We start from the raw sequence: 24,502 nt of genomic DNA, 5'->3' as shown, positions 1-24,502 counted from the left end.
TGAGGTACAATGAGGACTGAGCCAGCCGAATGCTCGTCCTGATACATTATTTACTTTAACTGTTTGCACCTATGAAACGACTATTAACCTTTTTGTACCTGTTACTGGGGCTCGTCCTGCTGGATAAGCAGGCCATAGCAAGGGATGAACCGGCTACCGGGACGCCCTTTATGAATCTTCCGGACGCCATCTGCAGAGGCAGTTTCGCCAGTATGAACGCATTCTTCTGGAAAGAGACTACTACCTCCAAATATGCTGATTCTGCTACCTGGGTCATTACCGGAGGAGCTTACCAGGTATTATATGGCTCGGATGCCTCCAACCGCACCAAGATGGTGGGACAGAAAAGGGACCCGACGAATATTACCGGTACCAGTAACAACTATAACATCAACAAAAACTACCTGACCGTAAAATTTAATGATGTTGCGGTATACACGGTTAAAGTAACCCTATACAGAGGAGGTACGCCCTATGTTATTACCCGTACCATGGATGTACAGAACTGCGACATCCAGCAGTGTATGGGAAGTGGCAACAATACCGGCGTGCCGGATTTTAAGGAAGACTTCGGGTATTTTAACAGCACAGATGTGCTGGGCCGTTCGAATACAAATGTTACGGGTTACGATTTTAAACAGAACCCATACGGTGCTTTTGGAGATGACAGCTATACCATTTTCCATACTACCGGTATACGCAACGACTGGGTAAAAGTAAATGACCATACCGGCTCCAAAAATGGCCAGGTAGGTGGAATGCTGATTGCCAACTCTTCTATCGAAAAAAGATCGTTTTATACACTTGACGGAGTACAGGTATGTCCTGGCTCCCTTTATAATTTCAGTGCCTGGTTCCTGAATACAAACGGATACCAGGTTTTCAATGCCGCCAGTTGTGCATGGGGAAATGAGGATGGTTACCACTACGCAGGGGTAACGTTTAAAATCATTGATAAAAAAGGAAGTACGAACCCGGCCAACTGGGTGACACTGGCGTCCTTTAAAACAAATGACGTGTCCATGAACCTCGCCGGGCCGCAATGGCAACGGTATGGAGGTACCTTTAAAACACCCGGTGGTGTAAATACCGTAACGCTTGAAATTGTGAATGACCGCCTGGGTGATTGCGGAAACGATATCGCCATTGATGACATTGCCTTTTCTTATTGTAGTCCTGACATCTTTTCTTATATAGATGGTGTGTCTCAACCCCCGTTAAAGAAAGATTCCCTGTGCGAAGGCGCTCCTGTTACTATTAAAGCAGAATATGCGCCCAATGGTTATGAAAATGGTATTTATTATCCTGATAAAGATTACTTTAAAGATCCTATCTATCAATGGTACTGGAGTAATACAGGAAATGAAACGGTTCCGGGCGACTGGTTTCCGCTTTCAGACGGAAATGGCATCACCGGAACCAGTACGTCTGTCCTGAATTTTGCAGATGGCGCACTGAAAGGAGATCCCAACCAGATCGTCAATAAATATTACCGGGTAAACATCATTGAGCGGAATAACCAAAGCAACTGTGCTTCCCCTTCCGCCGCTACTATGATTACCATTTTACCAAAGCCGAAGGTGACCATCTCCTCCGGCAGAATCTGTATCGGACAAAGTGTAGATCTGACGGCAAGTGGTGGGTATAGTACCTATGAATGGAAAGTAGACCCGGTTTTCAAAGGGCCGAAAATGACAGTCTATCCCGATGTATCCAGGGATTACTGGGCCGTAGGTATTGCTGACTATGGATGGAATTCAGTTACGAATCAACCCCGTCAGTGTAAGGACAGCGGATTTGCCAAAATCATTGTTGACCAGAAACCAGTTACCAAGATTACTGCTGCGCCAATGGAAATATGCTTTGGCACACCGGTGAATCTGCACCTGGACATTACCAATGCTCCTCCTGACAGTCTTGTGTGGAAATGGAAATATGGCGCCGACTCTATCAGGGGTAAAGTAAATGATATTACCCATGCTCCTACCGGCACCGGTTATCTGCCTTACTACGCCGTGGTTACCAATAAAACCTGCGTAGTAACTGATAGTATCAAGATACAGGTACGCTCATTACCTGTAGCGGATGTTGATACTGCTTACTGGCAGTGTAATAATCCCGTATTTAATATTAAGAGAAGCACGCTTCCGGCAGATCAGAATGGTATCTGGAAATTTGATGGTCCCAGTCTCGGCGCCACTATCGGCAATGCCAGTACACCTGCAACTACTATCAGCGGCGTACCTGCCGGAGATACGGTTCATCTCTTCTGGATTATCACCAACGGAGCGATGCCGGCCTGTACGGATACCAACCGTGTGACGCTTGTGAATACCAAACCACTTACCGTAAGTGTAGCCGGTGTACCTATGACACAGTGTACGCTGACCTCCTTCCAGTTAGGAGCCAATGCTCCTGCTAAAGGCGAAAAAGGTAAATGGACCTTTGGCCCGGGCACCACAGCAGCTGACGTAAGTATAGACCATGACACTGCTTACAACGCGATAGCGACCATCAAAAATTTCGTCTCCCCAACGGCCAAAAAGGTAACGCTGGTATGGACTATTTCCAATGGCGTTTGTACAAACAGCAGTTCCAGTATCGACCTGACGGTAAAAGATGCACCCAGCGTGAAAATTCTGGCGCCGGCAGTTTGTAATACGATCGACTCGTTTAACGTTTACTACAGCGCGGTAAAAGGTAACATCACGAAATATACACTCGATGCGGTAAGTCCTGCTCCAATGCCAGGGTTCTTACAGCTGAAAGATGTGAAATGGCCTAACAACCACGTTGCCGACAGTTTCCGGGTGAAAATGCCAGCGGGCGTTCCTGCAGGTACCTATAACTTCTCCCTGAAAGTACAGGAAGATACCTTGCATGGCTGCGAAGTAACGGTGCCTTTCACAATAGTAGTGTCTACTCCATCCACACCGGCCACCAGTGTAACGGCCAGCGTGGACCAACTGTGTACCTCCGGTGACGTTACCTTAAAAGTAAACGGCGGATCCTTAGGAACTGATTCCCTGGGTAATAAGAATAACTGGAAATGGTATACCGGCAATTGCCCTGGCTTACCAGGCAGTGTACCCGTTACACCATTCTCTTCTATTAATAATGGTGCGGAAGTAGTATTTAAAGGCATTACCACCACTACTACTTTTTATGTACGCGCAGAAGGCGCCAGTAAATGCGCGGCAACCGCTTGTAAAGACGTTACCATTACCGTATTTACACAACCGAATACCGCAAATGCAAACGCAGATCAGGCAGAATGTGAACGTGCTACCGACTTCCAGTTAAATGGTAATAGCACCGGTGTACCAGGATTAAATGGTAAGTGGACCTCCCTCAACCCGAGAGCTACCATCACCAATCCTACCCAACAAAATGCCACCGTGCATGTACCGGTTGGAGATACTGCCACACTTGTATGGACCATTTCAAACGGACCTTGTATCAGCAGTTCCGACATGATGTTCATCTCGAACTATAAAAAACCGGTGGTACGTGATGCGGGTACCAACAAAGCGGCCTGCGATGTAACTACCTTTACCATGGACGCCACCAAGCCTACCGAATTGGGCGCACAGGGTACCTGGACATTTGCACCATCTACTGCCGCTGTTACGATCACAGATCCTAACAGTGCTATCACATCTGTGACCATTCCGGCCAACAGCTCCGTTCTTTTCTACTGGCAGATCAGCAATCCGAAATGTGCGGCCACCGATTATGATACGGTGAGAATTACAAGCTATAACACACCTATAGTACGTGATGCCGGTACCAACAAAGCGGCCTGTGATGTGACTACCTTCACCATGGATGCCACCAAGCCTACTGAATTAGGCGCACAAGGCACCTGGACATTTACACCGTCTACCGCCGCTGTAAGCATTGCAGATCCGAACAGTCCGACTACATCCGTGACCATTCCGGCCAATAGTACTATCCTGTTCTTCTGGCAGATCAGTAATCCGAAATGCGCTGCTACGGATTATGATACCGTGAGAATCACCAGCTACAACACACCAATAGTACGTGATGCCGGTGCCAACCAGGCTGCCTGCGATGTGACCACCTTCACCATGAATGCCACCAAGCCTACTGAATTAGGCGCACAGGGCAACTGGACATTTGCACCATCTACCGCTGCTGTGACGATCACAGATCCGCACAGCGCCACTACTTCTGTAACCATTCCGGCTAACAGCTCTGTTCTCTTCTACTGGCAGATCAACAACCCGAAATGTGCGGCCACCGATTATGATACCGTGAGAATCACCAGCTATAACACACCCATAGTACGTGATGCCGGTACCAACAAAGCGGCCTGCGATGTGACTACCTACACCATGGATGCCACCAAGCCTACTGAGTTAGGCGCACAAGGCACCTGGACGTTTGCACCGTCTACCGCTGCTGTGACGATCACAGATCCGCACAGTGCTACTACTTCCGTAACTATCCCGGCCAATAGCACCATCCTGTTCTACTGGCAGATCAGTAATCCGAAATGTGCTGCTACGGATTATGATACCGTAAGAATCACCAATTATAATACACCCATAGTACGTGATGCTGGTACCAACCAGGCTGCCTGCGATGTGACCACCTTCACCATGAACGCCACCAAGCCTACTGAATTAGGCGCACAGGGCAACTGGACATTTGCACCATCTACCGCTGCTGTGACGATCACAGATCCGCACAGCGCCACTACTTCCGTAACCATTCCGGCTAACAGTTCTGTTCTTTTCTACTGGCAGATCAGTAACCCGAAATGTGCCGCCACCGATTATGATACGGTTAGAATTACCAGCTATAACACACCCATAGTACGTGATGCCGGTACCAACAAAGCAGCCTGCGATGTGACTACCTACACCATGGATGCCACCAAGCCAACTGAATTAGGTGCACAAGGCACCTGGACGTTTGCACCGTCTACCGCTGCTGTGACGATCACAGATCCGCATAGCGCGACTACCTCCGTGACTATCCCGGCCAACAGTACCATCCTGTTCTACTGGCAGATCAGTAATCCGAAATGTGCGGCTACTGACTATGACACTGTGAGGATCACCAGCTATAACACACCGATAGTACGTGATGCCGGCGCCAACCAGGCGGCCTGCGATGTGACCACCTTTACGATGGACGCTACCAAGCCTGCTGAATTGGGCGCACAAGGTACCTGGACGTTTGCGCCATCTACCGCCGCTGTCACCATCACAGATCCGCACAGCGCCACTACTTCCGTAACCATTCCGGCTAACAGCTCTGTTCTCTTCTACTGGCAGATCAGCAACCCGAAATGTGCCGCGACCGATTATGATACCGTGAGAATCACCAGTTACAAAACACCGGTGGTACGTGATGCCGGTACCAACCAGGCGGCCTGCGATGTGACCACCTTTACGATGGATGCCACCAAGCCTGTTGAATTAGGCGCACAAGGTACCTGGACATTTGCACCGTCTACCGCAGCTGTGACGATCACAGATCCGCACAGTGCTACTACTTCTGTAACTATCCCGGCCAATAGCTCTATCCTGTTCTACTGGCAGATCAGTAATCCGAAATGTGCCGCCAGTGACTTTGACACGGTGAGAATCACCAGCTATAATACACCGGTAGTACGTGATGCCGGTATCAACCAGGCTGCCTGCGATGTGACCACCTTTACGATGGATGCTACCAAACCTACTGAGTTAGGTGCACAGGGCACCTGGACGTTTGCGCCATCTACCGCCGCTGTCACCATCGTAGACCCGCACAGCGCCACTACCGCCGTGACTATTCCGGCTAACAGCTCTGTTCTTTTCTACTGGCAGATCAGCAACCCGAAATGTGCGGCCAGTGACTATGATACCGTGAGAATCACCAGCTACAAAAAACCGGTAGTACGTGATGCAGGTACCAACCAGGCAGCCTGTGAAACAACTACCTTTATCATGGACGCCACCGCGCCTGTTGAATTAGGTGCACAGGGTACCTGGACATTTGAACCATCCGCAGCAACAGTGACGATTGTGGATCCGCACAGTGCAACGACTTCCGTAACCATTCCGGCTAACAGCTCTATCCTCTTCTACTGGAAAATAGCGAATCCGAAATGTGATGCCGGTAATTATGATACCGTGAGAATTACCAGCTACCTTACACCAGTAGTGCGTGATGCAGGTACCAACCAGGCTGCCTGCGATGTGACCACCTTTACGATGAACGCTACCAAGCCTACCGAATTGGGCGCACAAGGTACCTGGACATTTACGCCGGTTGGCGCAGCTGTCACCATCGTAGATCCACATAGTCCTACCACATCGGTAACTGTACCGGCCAATAGTTCTATCCTGTTCTTCTGGCAGATCAGCAATCCGAAATGTGCCGCCAGTGATTATGATACCGTGAGAATCACCAGTTATAATACACCGGTAGTACGTGATGCCGGCTCCAACCAGGCTGCCTGCGACGTGACTACCTTTACCATGAACGCCACCAAGCCTGGTGAATTAGGCGCACAGGGCACCTGGACGTTTGCGCCATCTACCGCTGCCGTGACGATCACAGATCCACACAGCGCCACTACATCAGTGACTATTCCGGCTAACAGCTCTGTTCTCTTCTACTGGCAGATCAGCAATCCGAAATGTGCCGCCAGTGACTATGACACTGTAAGAATCACCAGCTACAATACCCCCATCGTTCGCGATGCCGGTACCAACAAAGCTGCCTGTGAGGTAACTACGTTCACCATGGATGCCACCAAGCCCACTGAATTAGGCGCGCAAGGCACCTGGACATTTGAACCGTCTACCGCAGCAGTCACCATTGCAGATCCGCACAGTGCTACTACTTCCGTGACTATTCCGGCCAACAGTACCATCCTGTTCTTCTGGCAGATCAGCAACCCGAAATGTGCCGCCAGTGACTTTGATACCGTGAGAATCACCAGCTACAAAAAACCGCTGGTACGTGACGCTGGTACCAACAAGGCTGCCTGTGATGTAACTACCTTCACCATGGACGCTACCGCACCTGCTGAATTAGGTGCACAGGGCACCTGGACATTTACCCCGGTTGGTGCAACAGTTACCGTTGCAGATCCGCACAGTGCTACCACATCGGTAACTATTCCGGCCGATAGTACTATCCTGTTCTTCTGGCAGATCAGCAACCCGAAATGTGCTGCGGATACTTATGATACCGTGAGAATCACCAGCTACAAAAAACCTGTAGTACGTGATGCGGGCACCAATAAAGCCGCCTGTGAGGTAACCACCTTCACCATGGATGCTACTGCACCTACAGAATTAGGAGCACAGGGTACCTGGACGTTTGCACCATCCGGCGCAGCGGTAACTATCGTTGATCCGCACAGCGCTACCACATCGGTGACCATTCCGGCCAACAGTACTATCCTGTTCTATTGGCAGATCAGCAATCCGAAGTGTGCCGCCAGTGACTTTGATACCGTGAGAATCACCAGCTATAAAACACCGGTGGTACGCGATGCAGGCACCAACCAGGCAGCTTGCGACGTAACCACGTTCACCATGAACGCTACCCAGCCAACTGAACTGGGAGCAGAGGGCACCTGGACGTTTGCTCCATCCGGCGCGGCAGTGACGATCACAGATCCACACAGCGCTACTACATCAGTGACCATTCCGGCCAATAGCTCTATCCTCTTCTACTGGAAAATAGCAAATCCGAAATGTGCCGCCAGCGATTTTGATACCGTAAGAATCACCAGCTACAACACACCTGTAGTACGTGATGCAGGTACCAACAAAGCCGCCTGCGATGTAACTACCTTCACCATGGATGCCACTGCACCTACTGAATTAGGGGCACAGGGTACCTGGACATTTGAGCCGTCTACCGCAGCCGTGACGATCGCAGATCCGCACAGCGCTGCTACATCAGTGACCATTCCGGCCAACAGCTCTATCCTCTTCTACTGGAAAATAGCAAATCCGAAATGTGCCGCCGGTAACTATGATACGGTGAGAATCACCAGTTACCTTACACCGGAAGTACGTGACGCAGGCTCCAACCAGGCCGCCTGTGAAGTGACGACCTTTAAAATGAAAGCTACTGCACCTACTGAATTGGGGGCACAAGGCACCTGGACATTTGCACCGTCTACTGCTGCAGTTACCATCGTAGATCCGCACAGTGCGACCACCTCCGTGACCATTCCGGCCAACAGCACCATCCTGTTCTACTGGCAGATCAGCAATCCGAAATGTGCGGCTACAGACTATGATACTGTGAGAATCACCAGCTATCTGAAACCGGCAGTGCGTGACGCAGGTACTACCAAAGCCGCGTGTGAAGTAACTACCTTCACGATGGATGCCACCGCGCCTACTGAACTGGGAGCACAAGGCACCTGGACATTTGCGCCGTCAACCGCAGCGGTTACGATCACAGATCCGCACAGTGCCACTACATCGGTGACCATCCCGGCTAACAGCAAAATTCTCTTCTACTGGCAGATCAGTAATCCGGCATGTGCCGCCAGTGACTATGATACTGTAAGCATCACCAGTTACCTGAAACCAGTAGTACGTGATGCAGGATCCAACCAGGCCGCCTGTGAGGTAACTACCTTCACCATGGATGCCACAGTGCCTACCGAATTAGGTGCAAGGGGTACCTGGACATTTGCACCATCTACAGCTGCGGTGACGATCACAGATCCGCACAGCGCCACTACATCAGTGACTATTCCGGCCAACAGTTCTGTTCTCTTCTACTGGCAGATCAGCAATCCTGAATGTGCCGCCAGTAACTTTGATACCGTGAGAATCACCAGCTATCTGAAACCGGAAGTGCGTGATGCAGGTACCAACCAGGCCGCCTGTGAAGTGACTACATTTACCATGAATGCCACCAGTCCTAATGAACTGGGCGCTCAGGGTACCTGGACATTTGCACCGTCTACCGCTGCTGTGACCATCGTAGATCCACACAGCGCTACTACATCAGTGACCATTCCGGCTAACAGCTCTGTTCTCTTCTACTGGCAGATCAGTAATCCGAAATGTGCGGCAAATACTTATGATACCGTAAGAATCACCAGCTACCTCACACCGGCAGTACGCGACGCAGGTACCAATAAAGCTGCCTGTGAAGTGACTACCTTCACCATGGACGCTACCAAGCCGACTGAATTAGGCGCGCAAGGTACCTGGACATTTGCGCCATCTACCGCAGCGGTAACCATTACTGATCCGCACAGTGCTACCACATCGGTAACCATTCCGGCCAACAGCACCATCCTGTTCTACTGGCAGATCAGTAATCCGAAATGTGCCGCGAGTGACTTTGATACGGTGAGAATCACCAGTTACCTGAAACCGGCAGTACGCGATGCTGGTTCCAACAAAGCTGCTTGCGATGTAACCACCTTTACGATGGATGCTACCAAGCCGACAGAATTGGGTGCACAAGGTACCTGGACATTTATGCCATCAGGTGCAGCGGTAACCATCACAGATCCGCACAGCGCCACTACCTCCGTGACCGTTCCTGCCAATAGTTCTATCCTGTTCTACTGGCAGATCAGCAATCCGAAATGTGCCGCTGACACTTATGATACCGTAAGAATTACCAGCTACCTCACACCAGTGGTACGTGATGCAGGCTCCAACAAATCGGCCTGTGAGGTAACTACCTTTACCATGGATGCCACCACGCCTACCGAATTAGGTGCACAGGGTACCTGGACATTTATGCCATCAGGTGCAGCGGTGACCATCGCAGATCCGCACAGCGCCACTACATCGGTGACCATTCCGGCTAATAGTACTATCCTGTTCTACTGGCAGATTAAAAATCCGAAATGTGCCGCCAGTGATTTTGATACCGTGAGAATCACCAGCTACCTGAAACCGGTAGTACGTGATGCAGGCTCCAACAAAGCCGCCTGTGAGCAGACTACCTTTACCATGGATGCTACCGCGCCTACCGAACTGGGGGCACAAGGCACCTGGACATTTGCGCCGTCTACCGCAGCGGTAACCATTGCGAATCCGCATAGCGCCACAACATCCGTTACCATTCCGGCTAACAGCTCTGTCCTCTTCTACTGGCAGATCAACAACCCGAAATGTGCGGCTGACACGTACGATACCGTAAGAATTACCAGTTACCTGAAACCGGCAGTACGTGATGCAGGCTCCAACAAAGTTGCCTGTGAACAAACTACCTTCAAAATGAACGCCACCGCTCCTACCGAGTTAGGCGCGCAAGGTACCTGGACATTCCAACCATCTACTGCAAGTGTGACCATCGCAAATGCACATGATCCGCTTACCAGTGTAACGGTTCCTGCAGAAAGTACCATTCTCTTCTACTGGCAGATCAGCAATCCGAAATGTGCAGCTGACACTTATGACACCGTGAGGATCACCAGTTACAAAACACCTGCCGCTGCAAAAGCAGGTCCGGACCAGGAAAAATGTGATAACAGCAGCTTTACACTGAGTGGCAGTCAGCCAGTTGGCCTGAATGTAAAAGGCACATGGACGAATCCATTCAATGTTACCGGTGTGACAATTCTTTCACCCAACTCCTATAATTCAGGGGTAACAGTAACCGCCGGTGTAACCGTGAAACTGGTATGGACCATCACCAACGGTACCTGCGCCGCATCTACCGATACCGTGCAGCTCACCAACTATGCACAGGCAAACAAAGCCAATGCAGGTCCTGACCAGGCTATCTGTAACAACAAGTCCGACTTTATCATGGACGGAAATCTTCCGGGTGTACCAACCGCGAAAGGTACCTGGACAGTAATTGCAGGTAAAGCCATCATCAAATCTCCCAACAATCCAAAAACAGGCGTAACAGTTGCCATCGGTGATACTGCTACCTTACAGTGGGCCATTGCCAACGGCGTTTGTGATACCACCTTCAGCAGGGTAACCATCATCAACTACAAAGCAGCGGTTACGGCTGATGCAGGTGAGGATCAGGAGAAATGTAATACCAGTCTTCCGTTTAAAATGAACGCCAGCGAACCTGGATCCAGCAGTGCCACCGGTACCTGGACAGATGTGAGCCGCGTGCCAGGTAAAGCGGTTATTAAAGACAAAAACAATCCGTTGACGGATGTGATCGTGCCTATCGGTGATACCGTGATCCTGAAATGGACCGTGGCAAATGGTACCTGTACCAGCACCAGCAGCATCGTTACCCTGATCAATTATAAGGCAGCTGCTGCTGCCAACGCAGGCCCTGACACAGCGATGTGTAATAACCCGGGTGACTTTACCATGAGAGCAGATGCCCCGTCTGTACCAAGTGCGAAAGGTATCTGGACCGTTATTAAAGGAAATGCAACGATCAAATCTATCAACAGCCCTGTTTCAAAAGTACATGTCAACGTAGGCGATACCGTTACTTTACGCTGGACAATCATCAACGGCGTATGTACCTCTACTTCCGACGATGTGGTACTCATTAACTACAGAATGCCGGTTGCTTCCAACGCCGGTGTGAACCAGGAACATTGCGATGATGAAAGCTTTAAAATGAAGGCCAGTGATCCGGGTGTTCCGGGTGCGAAAGGTACGTGGGTAGTAACCAGCATCAACGCTGCGAAGATCAGCATCAGCAACATCAACGACAAAGATGCTACCATTACGGTACCTGCCGGTGAAACTGCGCAGCTGACCTGGGTGGTGAGTAACGGTGTCTGCGATGCCTCTACCTCCAGCGTAACACTGATTAACCGCAAATCCATCTCCGGTAATACCATTAAGAACGACCAGACCGTGTGTGTAACTGAAACACCATTGTCGCTGAGCGGTAATGTACTGAGCGGTGGTAACGGCACCTACACTTACCAGTGGCAGCAAAGCACCACCGGCGCAGGCGGACCGTTTACCAATATCAATGGTGCTACCAGTCCTGTTTATCAACCCGGACTGCTCGCCAGAAATACCTGGTACAGAAGATTGGTAACTTCCGGCGCTTGTATCAATAACATCAGCAACGTGGTGAAAATCACCGTAATGACGATCAGCCCGATTGTAACTTTCACGCCTCCGGCCATTACCACTGAATGTGTGAAAGGCGCTGACTACACCACCCTCTTCGGAACACCGGTGTTCAGTCATGCACCTTATGATGACGAAAAACTGTCTGTTATTCATAATGATGTGACAGTGGTTACATCTCCTTGTCTGAGTACCATTACCCGTACCTGGACAGCGACCGACAGATGTGGTCTTTCCGTTACCGCTACACAAACCATTACCGTGAAAGATACCAAAGCACCGGTATTCACCACCCCGGCTCCTGCCGATATCACCGTAGATTGTGACAAGGTACCGGCGAAAACAGATCTGAAAGCGATCGACGATTGCGCAGGCGAAGTGATTATCCCTGTGGTAGAAGTTCGCCAGGATTTACCAGGCAACTGCTCCAACAATTACCTGCTGATCCGCACCTGGACCGCGAAAGACGAATGTAACACCGGTGTTACCCTGAAACAGATCATCACCGTGAAAGACATGACCGCACCGGTATTCAATATGGCAACACCTGCTGACACTACAGTAGATTGCGATAAGATACCAGCAGGATTTAATCTCACGGCAACTGATAACTGTACACCGGGTATAATTACAGTGGCATCGAAAGACTCCACCGTGCATAATCCGGGTAACTGTAACAGTAACTACCTGATTTACCGTAAGTGGACCGCCTTTGATGAATGTGGTAATGCACGTGCCGTACAACAGATCATCACCGTACAGGATACCACCAGACCGGTATTCAGTATGCCGGCACCAAAAGACACCCTGGTAGATTGTGATAAAGTACCTGCATGGCCAGTGATCAACGCAACAGATAACTGTAGTGGTAACGTACAGGTGTTTACCGGCACTAAAACGGTGAAATTACCTGGCAACTGCGCCGCCAATTACCAGGAAATAAGAACATGGACCGCAACAGATGCCTGTGGCAACAAGGCGACCATGCAGCAGATCATCACCGTACAGGATACCACTAAACCGGTATTCACCGTGAAACCACCTGCCGACACCACCGTGAGCTGTGACAACATCCCTGCTCCTGCTAATGATGTACAGGTATCTGACAACTGCAGTGCACTCGGAAATGGTCTGACCGTAACACGCCGGATCACCACAGAAAGAACACCGGGCGATTGCGCAGGCAACTACCGCATCATCAGAACGTGGACCGCGAAAGACGCCTGTGGCAATACCACCACCATTACACAGGTGGTAACTGTAAAGGATACTACCAGACCAGTGATCATGCCTGCTCCTGCAGACATCGTACTCTACTGCCAGGATAAGATCCCGACAGCACCGGTATTAACCGCCACAGACAATTGTGATAACAGCTTCCCGAAAAGAGCGATCTATACAGAAGATCCTTATGTGGCAGATATCTGTAACGGATATACGATTATCAGAAGATGGAGCATCACAGATGCCTGCGGTAATAAAGCCAACGATGTGATTCAAAGGGTGATCATCCAGCCTTGCGACAAACCGCAACTGGCCGCTACCCTGCCATCCAACTGTTCGGACAATGGCAGAATTGCCTTACGCAGAGTAGGTAACGTATACCTCCCTACTTATACCCTGGTAGCGGTTACTCCGGCAAATGCGGTAACCGGCCTGCCAAGAACACAAAGCAATAATGTGTTCAACCTGAATGGCGCCACTTCTGCTTCCTTCATTATCACAGACGGCAGAACAGGTTGCTCATCCGATACAGTTACTTATCAGATGAACTACATTCAGAAACCAATGGTGAACCTCGGTAACGATACCACTATCTGCGGAGGTAACAACCTGGTACTGGATGCAGGCGCCGCCAACTTTGCTTACCAGATTCAATGGTCTACCGGTGCTACCACCCAAAGGATCAATATCAACAAGGCTGGCACCTACTGGGTGAATGTGAGCAACGGAGAGTGTGCAACTACGGATACCATTCACGTAGGACTGGTACCAACGCCACTGGTTGATATCCCCGACACCACCATCTGCCGTGGCCAGACCGTGAAACTGGATGCCTATGTAAATGGTGCGCAATACCTCTGGAGTACCGGTTCTACCGAACCATCCATCCTGGTAGGCACACAGGAACAATTCTGGGTGAAAGTGATGAAATCCGGATGTATCACCATCGATACCGTGAAAGTGAGTGTGAATCCGCCACCAGATATCAGCCTGAGTCGCGATACTTCTATCTGTCCTGACCAGTCTATTATGCTCACCGTAAATTCAAACGGCGGACGTATCAAATGGCAGACAGGTGAAACCAGCAACTCGATTGTAGTCAACAAACCTGGTGGATACTGGGTAGCCGTAAGCAGAGACAATTGTGTGGTAAGAGATACGGTGAATGTAAGAATGAAACCAGCGTTGGTAATGGACCTGGGACCTGACAGAAACATCTGCCCTGGTGGCAGCATTACCCTGGACGGTACCAACCCGGATGCGATTTCTTACCTCTGGAACGATGGCGATCCTAACCCGATCAAAACCATCACAGAGGCAGGCAAATACAAACTCGCCGTGATGGATAAATACTGTCAGCGTGTGTTCATGGACAGCGTGAAAGTAAACATCACCGGTGTACCGGTTATCAACCTCGGAAGAGACACTACCCTGTGCAAAGGCGAAACCCTGATACTGCGTGCCGAAGGCGGTGGTATATCAAGTGTACGCTGGGATAATGGTTCATCCGGACCAACCCTCACCGTGACCAACGGAGGTACTTATACTGTAACCGTATTCAACGATTGCGGATCTGCTACCGACGACATCACCGTTGACTTTGTACAATGTGAACCAAAACCAACCTTGCCAAATGCCTTCTCACCGAATGGCGACGGACGGAATGATGTATTCAGACCTATCGTAAGAGGACAAATGTTCGACTACGAACTGCGGATCTTTAACCGCTGGGGTGAACTGATCTTTATGACTTCCGATAACCATAAAGGATGGGATGGTAAATACAAAGGTGTTCCGGTGGATATAGGCACATACGTTTGGTGGCTTAACTACAAGAAAGTTGCCGGCGGTACGTCGAATGTCCTGAAAGGAGAAGTTACCGTGATCCGTTAATAACGGCTCCCGATCATACAGCAAAAAGCATAAGGCCGCAAGGCTTTATGCTTTTTGTTTTACCCGCATTCAATTGTTACCTTGCTATCCGTTCATTTGCAAACCGGAAATATTTACAGCTATGAAAGTATATGATACCGTAACAGCCGCCCTTGAAGATCTCCGCAAACGCGGATACACCGCTGATTTCAACCTGCTGTTCGACAGCATTCAATGCCCGGCGGAAACCGTTCAACCGGCCGATTTTGAGATTACAGAAACCTATCGTTTTGAAGGTAATACTGACCCGGGAGATGAAGCCGTAGTGTATGCCATTGAAACCAGATCTGGCACCAAAGGCGTGTTGATGACCGGCTATGGCGCCTACTCGGAAGATATGTCGGAAGACCTGATCCGTAAGCTTGGCCACCGTTAAACGATCATTTTTCCAGGTCCGGGTATTTATAACCGGACCTGTTTTTTATTGTATTTTCACCGGCAGAAAATTCAATTATGTTAAAGAAAATAGCCGGTTTATGGTGGCTGCTATCGGGTTGCGGAATGATTGTCTGCGCTCAGCCTGCCGCCCACCTCGATCTCATTCCCAAACCCACCTCCGTTGTTGCCACCAGTGGTACATTCTACATTACCCCGGAAAGCAAAGTGTTTACTTATCCCGCATTTGCACCTGTGGCAGCCCTTTTCGCAGAAGCGGTACATCTTCCGAAACCACAATCTGCCCTTCTGAAAACCAGGCAAACAAAAAGCTTTATTTTCCGTACCGCCAATGCTGCCGTGATTCCCGATTCCGCCGGTTATCAACTGAAGATTACTCCTGACAATGTTTTCATTACGGCGCGCACACAAACCGGCGCAGTGAATGCGATGCAGACATTGCTCCAGCTGTTGTTGCTGCAGCCACAACCATCTACCCTGCCCTGCGCGGACATCAGCGATCATCCACGGTTTGGCTATCGTGGCGTTCATCTCGACGTATCCCGGAATTTCTTCCCGGCCAGTTATATCAAACGTTTTATAGACCTGATGGCCCTGTATAAAATGAATACTTTCCACTGGCACCTGACCGACGGCGCCGGCTGGCGGCTTGAAATCAAACGCTATCCGGAACTGACGCAGATAGCCGCCTGGCGCAATGAAGCCAACTGGAAAGACTGGTGGACCAAAGGCCGACGGTATTCAAAAGAGGGCGACCCGAATGCCTACGGTGGTTATTATACACAGGACCAGGCCCGCGAAATAGTAGCCTATGCAGCCCAGCGGGGCATTACCGTTATCCCTGAAATCGAAATGCCGGGCCACTCTGAAGAAGTACTGGCCGTATATCCGCAATACTCCTGCTCCGGCATTCCCTATAAAAATTCGGAGCTATGCCTGGGTAACGATGCTACTTTCGGTTTTCTCGAAAACGTACTGACAGAGGTAATGGATATTTTCCCATCTACGTATATCCATATAGGTGGTGATGAAGCCGATAAAAAGGCATGGAAAAGCTGTCCTAAATGCCAGCAACGCATCCGTAATGAACACCTGAAAGATGAAAATGAGTTGCAGAGTTATGCCATCCGGCGGATGGAAAAATTCCTGGTCAGCCATCACCGCAAATTGTTAGGCTGGGATGAAATACTGGAAGGCGGCCTGGCGCCGGAAGCGACGGTAATGTCGTGGCGTGGTGAAAGCGGCGGTATTGCAGCTGCCCGGGAAGGACACGATGTAGTGATGACGCCGGGAGCCTACTGCTATTTTGATAGCTACCAGGCAGATCCTGCTACACAGCCGGAAGCCATCGGTGGCTATCTCCCGGTAGATAAAGTATACAGTTATGATCCGGTACCGAAAGAACTGGATGCAACGGCGGCAAAACATATACTGGGCGCCCAGGCAAATATCTGGACTGAATACATTCCTAACTCCTATCACCTGGAGTACATGGTATATCCACGTTTGCTGGCGTTGTCGGAAGTAGTGTGGTCGGACACGGCGCAGAAAAACCTGGCAGATTTCCGTCAGCGGCTGCAGGCCCATTACCGCTTACTGCAACGGTTAAACGTAAATTACTACCGGCCGTCGTACAACGTAACGATTCATCCGTTGATCGACGCCGCGCAACACCGTACCACCGTGAGTTTCAGCTCTGAGCAATATCAGCCACAGATCCGTTATACATTGGACGGCAGTATGCCCGGACCACAATCGGCCTTGTATACCGGTCCTTTTACCGTAACCGGGTCCGCTCCTGTTACGGCAGCTATTTTTAAAGATACCCTCCGCCAGGGTAAACCGGCCTTTCTGCAACTGGATGATCATCTTGCCATTGGCAAAAAAGTGACCTACCTGCTCCCCTACAGTAAGAAGTACCTGGCACAACAGGAAGCCACGCTGGTGAATGGTTATCGGGGCTCACTTACCTATGCAGATGGCCAGTGGCAAGGGTTTGAAGGAAAGGATATGGATGTCAGCATCGATATGGAAACGGTGATGCCTTTAAAAAGTGTATCCGTCACGTTTATGCAACTGACCGGTCCGGGTGTTTATATGCCTTCGGCAGTGGAGGTATTGATTTCGGAAGATGGACAAAAATATAGTCCGGTAAAGAAGATAGACAACGACATACCCGTTACTACCGCTACATTGACTTTCAAAGATTTTAAATTTGACCTGGGTGGGTTAAAGGCCCGTTACATCAGGGTACGTGCGGTGAACCAGCAACATGGGTTTATGTTTGCCGACGAAATTATTGTTTATTAACACGAATAAAAAAAGCAGCGGTTACTCCGCTGCTTTTTTTATTTATCACTTATCTGCGTTCTATCGGAGTGCAGCTACTTTTTTACTTAGCCTGAAATCAACCATACCGTTGAAACCATTTACAGGCGTGAGCCCTGGAGCTGCTTCCTTCAAGTTACTGGTAGCAGCGGCGCTCAGCCTGCCGGTAGGCAGGTTGGTCAGGTATTGACCGGTGGTGATATAGCTTATCGCCTGTCTGAGGTTCTGATCTACGGTAGTAACGCCCCATGGCACGTTTACATAATCTACCGCCTCCACATCTACAGGGATACCGGTATAATAGCCGCCGTTTCCGAGTGAGTTCACCGTTTCAAAGTTGATGGCATACAAATCGGCCAGGTATACTGGTTTGTGGTCGTTATCATACATGGTGATATTGAAATCAATAAACCCTACGGGCTTCCCGTATGTTTTCTTCCCGATCAGTTGCACCGGCATGTAAGGTTTCAGGTTGTTGAGCGTCAGCTCACTGGCAGATGCTGTGGCACCGGATACCACAAAAAAGATACTCTGCAATCCCATACCGCCGGTAGCAGCATTGAAATTAGCCTGGGCGTCCAGTTTGGTAACCGCCAGGTTCTGCATGATCTTATCGTTGTACTTATAGGTATACATCAGTTTACCGGCTGCGGAAGCAGGTGCAAACGCATTGTCCAGGTATTCTGCGGTAGTGGTGGCACCGCCGCCGTTATAGCGGAAGTCAACGATCAGATGTTGGATCCCTTGTGCTTTAAATTTGGCGATCGTCTGGTCCAGTGCCGTTTTTGAAAAGGTAGGTTCTCCTTTATCATTGGTCACGCTGGAAAAGGTATACATCACAAAATAGCCCACTTTCACATCCTGGCTGCCTTTTTTTACTGTATACACGGTATCGAACAACACCGGATTTATATTATAGGTAGCGGCATTCAGTGTAATGGTAGCCTTGGTGCCATCGTTCTTCACCACACCCAGCGACAGGTTAGACGAAGTTAAAATGGTATTGTAAAGGGTTTGCAACTGGGTCAGGTCTGTCGGAAAATTCGTGGTACCGTTAACGGAAGTGATCTCCCATCCCCGGTCGAAGCCTGCCTTACCGGCCGGACTGTTCTTATCGGCGTATTTCACATAGATGGTGGCCTTTGTGGCGCCGGATGGAATAGAGAAGCCTACATCAAAACCCAGCTTGGTAGGATTGGCGGAGGCATTCTGTTCAGCAACGCCGTTCATCAGCTGATTGGTGAGGGTGCCGTCTGTATCCAGGAAGCTGTAGTGATCGTAAGGGGCACTCGTAGCCGGATTGATGGCGTATCCCTTCATTTCCGTGAGCAGATCAGCCGCCTTCGCGTACTTACTGTCGAACGGATTAATGGTAGGTACACTGCTGTACCAGTAGTAGGTAGGTAGTCCCTTGGCAGCTGATCGGCCACCATCACCGTAAGTTACCTGCATGATCTGGTACATGAGGTACTTCAGGGAGTCTTGTTTCAGGGCATCTGTAATATCCACCGGAGGCGGTGGGGCAGGTTTATCTTTATGGCAGGACATAAGGGTGCCTGCACAGATAACTCCTGCCAGCATGGCTTTGGTTCCCGTAGTAAACAGTTTCTTATACATAAAAACAGTTATGACGATAGTTCTTTGCTTCGTCTATTTCTGGGTGGCCAGTGTTTGCCTGGTCCAGAAATCAGCCGAATAATACAAGGCGAAATGATCCGCATACTCGCCTGGCATCGGGGGTTGTTGTCCTTTCGCGCGCTTGGCTTCCAGTTCCTTTTTATCTTCTCTTTTCATTGCATTCACCTTAAAGTGGTAGGCAATAGGTTTATCACTGCCTGCTGGTATGCCCAGCACTTTAAGCGGAACGGCCAGTTCACACACCAGATTATTGGCTGCATCGAAAGAAGAGGTTGTTTGAATACCAAACGTATTCTTCACCGGAATATTGCCATTCGGGATACTATCAAAACCATCCACTTTGATCTCTTTCACATTTGCCAGCAATTGTTTCTTCAATTCGCCTGCAATTAAAGCCCTGGATTCTTCGGGCACGTCCGGCGCACCGGTGTTTACATTATAGGTGAGTGGAAAAGTAATGCTGGCACCACCTTTCTTCTTTCCTGAGGGATTGATGGAAATGGTGATACCGGAACGCATAATTTTCATCTGGCTCTGCGGATCAGGCACACTAACGATTACGTATAAGTTCTCCTGATCGTTGGCTATCGTGTAAAATAACTTGGTCACATTGTTATAGAACTGCAGGGGTTTAGGCCATTCTGTTGCCTGTCCGTCTATTTTAATATTGGCAGGCGCCCATTTATTCGGTTCACTATCCTGTGCGGAAGCATTTACATACAACAAAAGACCGGCTATTACCCCTACTCCAGTTGTCAGTGCCCTGTTCATTTTCATGTGCTATTTTTTTCAGTTGCACTACAAGGTTAACAAAGAATTTTGAGAATAGAGTAAGAAAAAATGTATATGAGCAAAAAGAGTCGGTGAATGGGCAGAAAAAGCGGCTATAAGTAAAGGTGCTGATTTAAAAAAGGAAAGCAGGGATAATTCCCTGCTTTCCTTTCCTTATAAAGTTAACCGCTTTTTAATAAAGCAATCTTGTTTTAATAGTATGCTCCACTTCTTTCAGCAGCGCCAATGCTTCCTGTGATAACCGGGTATCTACATCCAATACCACGTAACCGATCTGGTCGTTGGTTTTGAGATATTGTCCCAGGATGTTGATTTTGTTGGCGGATAACGCTGTGTTGATGGCAGACAATACACCCGGCACGTTCTTGTGAATGTGCAGGATACGGTGTGTATTTTCAATGGGTGGTACGCTGATGGCTGGTACGGTATGTGAACCGAAGCTGGCGCCTTTTTCCAGGTAGTTCAGCATTTTGCTGCTCACATCCAGTCCGATGTTATGTTGCGCTTCCTCTGTGCTGCCACCGATATGCGGTGTCAGGATCACATTCGATAATTTCTGCAGCGGCGTGGCGAATGCAGCACCGTTCTTTTCCGGTTCTACAGGGAATACGTCGATTGCGGCGCCAGACAGGCGGCCACTCTGCAGGGCTTCTGTCAGTGCGTCCAGATCCACCACTTCCCCACGGGCGTAGTTAATAAAGATAGCGCCGGGTTTTGCATCTGCCAGTACTTCTTTGGTGATCATGTTAGCAGTGGTTTTGCTGGAAGGTACGTGCAAGGAAACGATATCTGCTTTATTAAACAGTTCTTTCAGTGTACGTTGCTGTTCTGCATTACCGAGTGGTAATTTGGTTTCTGCATCATAATAGATGACATTCATCCCCATCCCTTCTGCCAGCACACTCACCTGGCTGCCGATGTTACCATATCCTACGATGCCCAGTGTTTTACCTCTGAGTTCATAGCTGCCGGTAGCTTCTTTCAGCCAGATACCGTTGTGGGCGGCGGCATTTTTATCAACAATACGACGGATCAGAATAATCGACAATCCGATTACCAGCTCTGCCACGGAACGGGTATTGGAATAAGGAGCGTTAAATACAGTTACACCATGCTCGGTGGCTGCCTTCAGATCTACCTGGTTGGTACCTATACAAAAACAACCAATGGCCTGCAGTTTCCTGGCCGATTCCAGTACTTTACGGGTTACTTTGGTTTTGGAACGTATGCCCAGGAGATGAACATCCTTGATTTCATTGATCAGATCCTCTTCACTCAACGCGCCCGATAGCTTGCGCACATGGTATCCTGCAGTGGTAAATTCTGCCACGGCAGCATCGCTGATGTTTTCCAATAATAAAATGCTGATCTTCTCTTTCGGATAACTTGTTGACTTTTGCTGGTCCATAATATTATACTAAATTATATATGTATCTCTATGTTGCAATTGGCTTAATAATTGCTGATAGCGGGGAAACAGGGCACAAACCTACTCGAAGTTGAGGAATATTCAAATAGCAGCGTGATCAAATTCGATTTTATCAAAAAAACACGGGAATCGAAGCTATTTTTTAAAGTTTTTCACACTTTTTTGCTTAAAAACCAATTAAAAGAATCTGAAATCACTGTTTTTATTTGGCAGTCTTTTCCTTTGGGTCTAAATTTAGCGCTTTGTATTTTTATAGGTCTAAATTGAATTAAGAAAGTAGTCATACTCCTCTAATGAAGCGATTGAAAGCAGTAAGTATCATATTAACCATAACGGGAATTGCAGTTATCTCCAGTTGTCAGAGTAATGCAGCACGCAGAGAAGAAAGCAAAAGAAAAGCAGCGTCAGATTCAGTACGCTTTACCATAGGATTATCAGCAGCGGAGAAAGAAGCAATTCTTAAATCACCGCGTACCATACAGATGCAGCATGAGCTGGAAGCCTTTTACAACGGTAAATTGCTCCGTTCAGGATTTAACGGCTCCATGATTGTGGCCCGGAAAGGAGTGGTCATTTTTGAAAAGTACCATGGCTACGAAAACTCCCGGACTAAAACGCCGGTGATAGACAGCTCCTCCTTTCAGCTGGCTTCCGTGTCCAAAACCTTTACCGGTGCGGCCGTGATGTGGCTGGTGCAAAATCAGAAACTTCACCTGGACGATTCCCTGCAAAAATTCTTTCCCGCATTCCCTTACAAAGGCATCAATGTACGCATGTTGCTGAGTCACCGCAGCGGCCTGCCCAATTATCTTTATTTCTGTGACAGCCTCTGGAAAGAGGAAGCCCGCTTCATCACCAACGATGAGGTGATTAAACTGATGGAGCAGCACAAACCTGCTATCCAGCATCTACCTGGCACACACTTCCAGTATTGCAATACCAACTACCTCCTGCTGGCGTCTATCATTGAAAAAGTAAGTGGTCAGAAGTACCCGGACTTTATGCAACAAACCATTTTCGGTCCGCTGCACATGTCCAGTACGTTTGTATATGATCCGGCATCAGCCACCCGTTCTCATCAAACCCAGAGTCACAAATACAACGGGCAGTTCGAACCCGACACTTATTTTGATGGTGTCATGGGCGACAAAGGCATCTACAGCAGCGCACAGGATATGTTGAAATGGGACCAGGCGCTCTACTCCGGCCAGTTCCTGAATGAAGCTACCCTCAAGGAAGCCTATACGCCTTACAGTCATGAGAAACCGGGTGTTCGCAACTACGGACTGGGATGGCGCCTCATGGTGTACCCCGACAGTACTAAAAACATCATCTACCACAACGGCTGGTGGCATGGTAACAATACCGTATTTTATCGTTTTATCCAGGACTCTACTACCCTCATCATCCTTGGAAATAAATATAACCGGGGTATCTACCAGGCGGTAAAACCGGTGCGTGATATCATAGGCCACGGTGATGGAGAAGAAGCAGGAGAAGAATAAAAGCGTAACATATCTCCCAATAAAAAAACCAGCATAACTTGTATAAGCTATGCTGGTTTTTTTATTGGGAGATGTATACCTTATCCGTGCTTTCTGTTGGGTAAAACGTTATCCCGGGTCCATATTATTTCGCCGGTAAACGCATGACTTCTAACCGGGCAGGCTTCTTTTAAACAGTAATGGCAACAGGAAGGAATACAGGGATCCATATGAATAAAAAATTCCACTTCACTTCCCGAAAACTCGCTGTTGACCAGCTTCTCCACCTGTTTCATTTCATCATGCGCATCATTCAGTTCCAGGTAATACGGCAGCGTGATGTGGCAATCGATATGATAATTATTACCATACTGCTGCACCCGCATATTGTGCACATCAATCCAGTTCTGACGGCGGTGTGCCGATAAAATAGCAATTACTTTGTCGACTATCTTCATATCCGTTTCATCCATTAAACCGGAGATAGAACGGCGCATAAGCTGATAGCCTTTGGTGAGGATCAAACCACCCATCAGCAGCGACACTGCGGGATCCAGCCAGCTCCAGCCGGTAAAGTGAATCACGCATAATGCAGCAATCAAACCCGCACTGCTGTAAACATCGGTCATGATATGCTGACCATTTCCGGAGATGGTAATAGAAGAAAGTTGTTTACCGGATCGTACCAGGTACATACCCAGCAGCAGGTTGGCGACTGTAGTGGCACCGAGCACCCATAACCCGTTTTCGATCTGCTGCAGTTCACGTGGCAGGATAAAATATTGTATTGCTTTTACGAGGATAAGTACCCCGGCAATAAAGATCATGGCGCCTTCAAAACCGATAGAGAAAAACTCCACCTTCCCATGTCCGTAAGGATGATTGGCGTCTTTAGGCTGACTGGCCAGGTAAATACTGTAACAGGCAAAACCACCAGCTACCACATTGATAATGGATTCCAGCGCATCCGAGAGGATGGCAACGGAATGGGTCATAAAGTACGCCGAGAATTTCGCGACCGTGAGTATAAAACTAACAATCAGCGACACCAGGATGACGCGCAGTTCTTTTTTTAGCAATGGTTCAGTTTTGTGTAATGGTAAAGGGCAAAGGTAAAGGATTATTCGCGTTTGAAAACCGTCGCGGGATTAATAAAAACATAACATGCGGCAGGCACATAAAGCATTAACAGCTATTACATTTGCGATATCACGTTATCATATGAAAAAACTGTACTAACCCATATAAACGTACGA

General features: G+C 48.9%; 8 protein-coding genes. 4 read left to right on the top strand and 4 right to left on the bottom strand.

Going from position 1 to position 24,502, the window contains the following annotated elements; translation table 11 throughout:
- The first annotated feature begins 71 nt into the window (after nt 1-71).
- From BMW79_RS18805 to BMW79_RS18795, 3 genes are all read left to right on the top strand, one after another.
- Nucleotides 72-15,140 (top strand): HYR-like domain-containing protein, encoded by a 15,069-nt coding sequence (locus BMW79_RS18805; protein ID WP_143059216.1) that lies wholly within the window; start codon nt 72-74, stop codon nt 15,138-15,140.
- A 121-nt stretch (nt 15,141-15,261) separates the two neighbouring features.
- A complete protein-coding gene (locus BMW79_RS18800; RefSeq protein WP_089897196.1) occupies nt 15,262-15,555 on the top strand; it encodes a phosphoribosylpyrophosphate synthetase in 294 nt (97 codons plus the stop codon).
- Between the two features lie 77 nt (nt 15,556-15,632).
- On the top strand, nt 15,633-17,885 hold the full coding sequence (locus tag BMW79_RS18795) for a glycoside hydrolase family 20 protein (protein ID WP_089897195.1): 2,253 nt from the start codon (nt 15,633-15,635) through the stop codon (nt 17,883-17,885).
- 60 nt (nt 17,886-17,945) lie between these two features.
- Here BMW79_RS18795 and BMW79_RS18790 read toward each other — a convergent pair whose 3' ends face one another.
- From BMW79_RS18790 to serA, 3 genes are all read right to left on the bottom strand, one after another.
- Complete coding sequence (locus tag BMW79_RS18790; protein WP_089897194.1) at nt 17,946-19,520, bottom strand: S41 family peptidase; 1,575 nt, start codon at nt 19,518-19,520, stop codon at nt 17,946-17,948.
- A gap of 33 nt (nt 19,521-19,553) precedes the next feature.
- Nucleotides 19,554-20,318 carry a hypothetical protein gene (locus BMW79_RS18785; RefSeq protein WP_089897193.1) on the bottom strand — a complete coding sequence of 255 codons (765 nt, stop codon included), beginning with the start codon at nt 20,316-20,318 and terminating at the stop codon, nt 19,554-19,556.
- A gap of 187 nt (nt 20,319-20,505) precedes the next feature.
- Nucleotides 20,506-21,741 carry a phosphoglycerate dehydrogenase gene (gene serA / locus BMW79_RS18780; protein ID WP_089897192.1) on the bottom strand — a complete coding sequence of 412 codons (1,236 nt, stop codon included), beginning with the start codon at nt 21,739-21,741 and terminating at the stop codon, nt 20,506-20,508.
- A 314-nt stretch (nt 21,742-22,055) separates the two neighbouring features.
- Between serA and BMW79_RS18770 the strand changes: the two genes are divergently transcribed.
- Entirely contained in the window at nt 22,056-23,267 is a 1,212-nt protein-coding gene (locus BMW79_RS18770) for a serine hydrolase domain-containing protein (RefSeq protein WP_245752592.1), read from the top strand.
- Between the two features lie 80 nt (nt 23,268-23,347).
- Here BMW79_RS18770 and BMW79_RS18765 read toward each other — a convergent pair whose 3' ends face one another.
- Complete coding sequence (locus BMW79_RS18765; protein ID WP_089897190.1) at nt 23,348-24,325, bottom strand: cation diffusion facilitator family transporter; 978 nt, start codon at nt 24,323-24,325, stop codon at nt 23,348-23,350.
- Nucleotides 24,326-24,502 lie beyond the last annotated feature (177 nt).

The organism is Chitinophaga arvensicola (assembly GCF_900110835.1).
GTDB lineage: Bacteria > Bacteroidota > Bacteroidia > Chitinophagales > Chitinophagaceae > Chitinophaga > Chitinophaga arvensicola.
This window is presented reverse-complemented; position numbering and strand designations above follow the sequence as displayed.

Excerpts from the sequence above, each read along its gene's own strand:
- BMW79_RS18805 (WP_143059216.1), top strand. The coding sequence starts at position 72 with ATGAAACGACTATTAACCTTTTTGTACCTGTTACTGGGGCTCGTCCTG.
- BMW79_RS18800 (WP_089897196.1), top strand. The coding sequence starts at position 15,262 with ATGAAAGTATATGATACCGTAACAGCCGCCCTTGAAGATCTCCGCAAA.
- BMW79_RS18795 (WP_089897195.1), top strand. The coding sequence starts at position 15,633 with ATGTTAAAGAAAATAGCCGGTTTATGGTGGCTGCTATCGGGTTGCGGA.
- BMW79_RS18790 (WP_089897194.1), bottom strand. The coding sequence starts at position 19,520 with ATGTATAAGAAACTGTTTACTACGGGAACCAAAGCCATGCTGGCAGGA.
- BMW79_RS18785 (WP_089897193.1), bottom strand. The coding sequence starts at position 20,318 with ATGAAAATGAACAGGGCACTGACAACTGGAGTAGGGGTAATAGCCGGT.
- serA (WP_089897192.1), bottom strand. The coding sequence starts at position 21,741 with ATGGACCAGCAAAAGTCAACAAGTTATCCGAAAGAGAAGATCAGCATT.
- BMW79_RS18770 (WP_245752592.1), top strand. The coding sequence starts at position 22,056 with ATGAAGCGATTGAAAGCAGTAAGTATCATATTAACCATAACGGGAATT.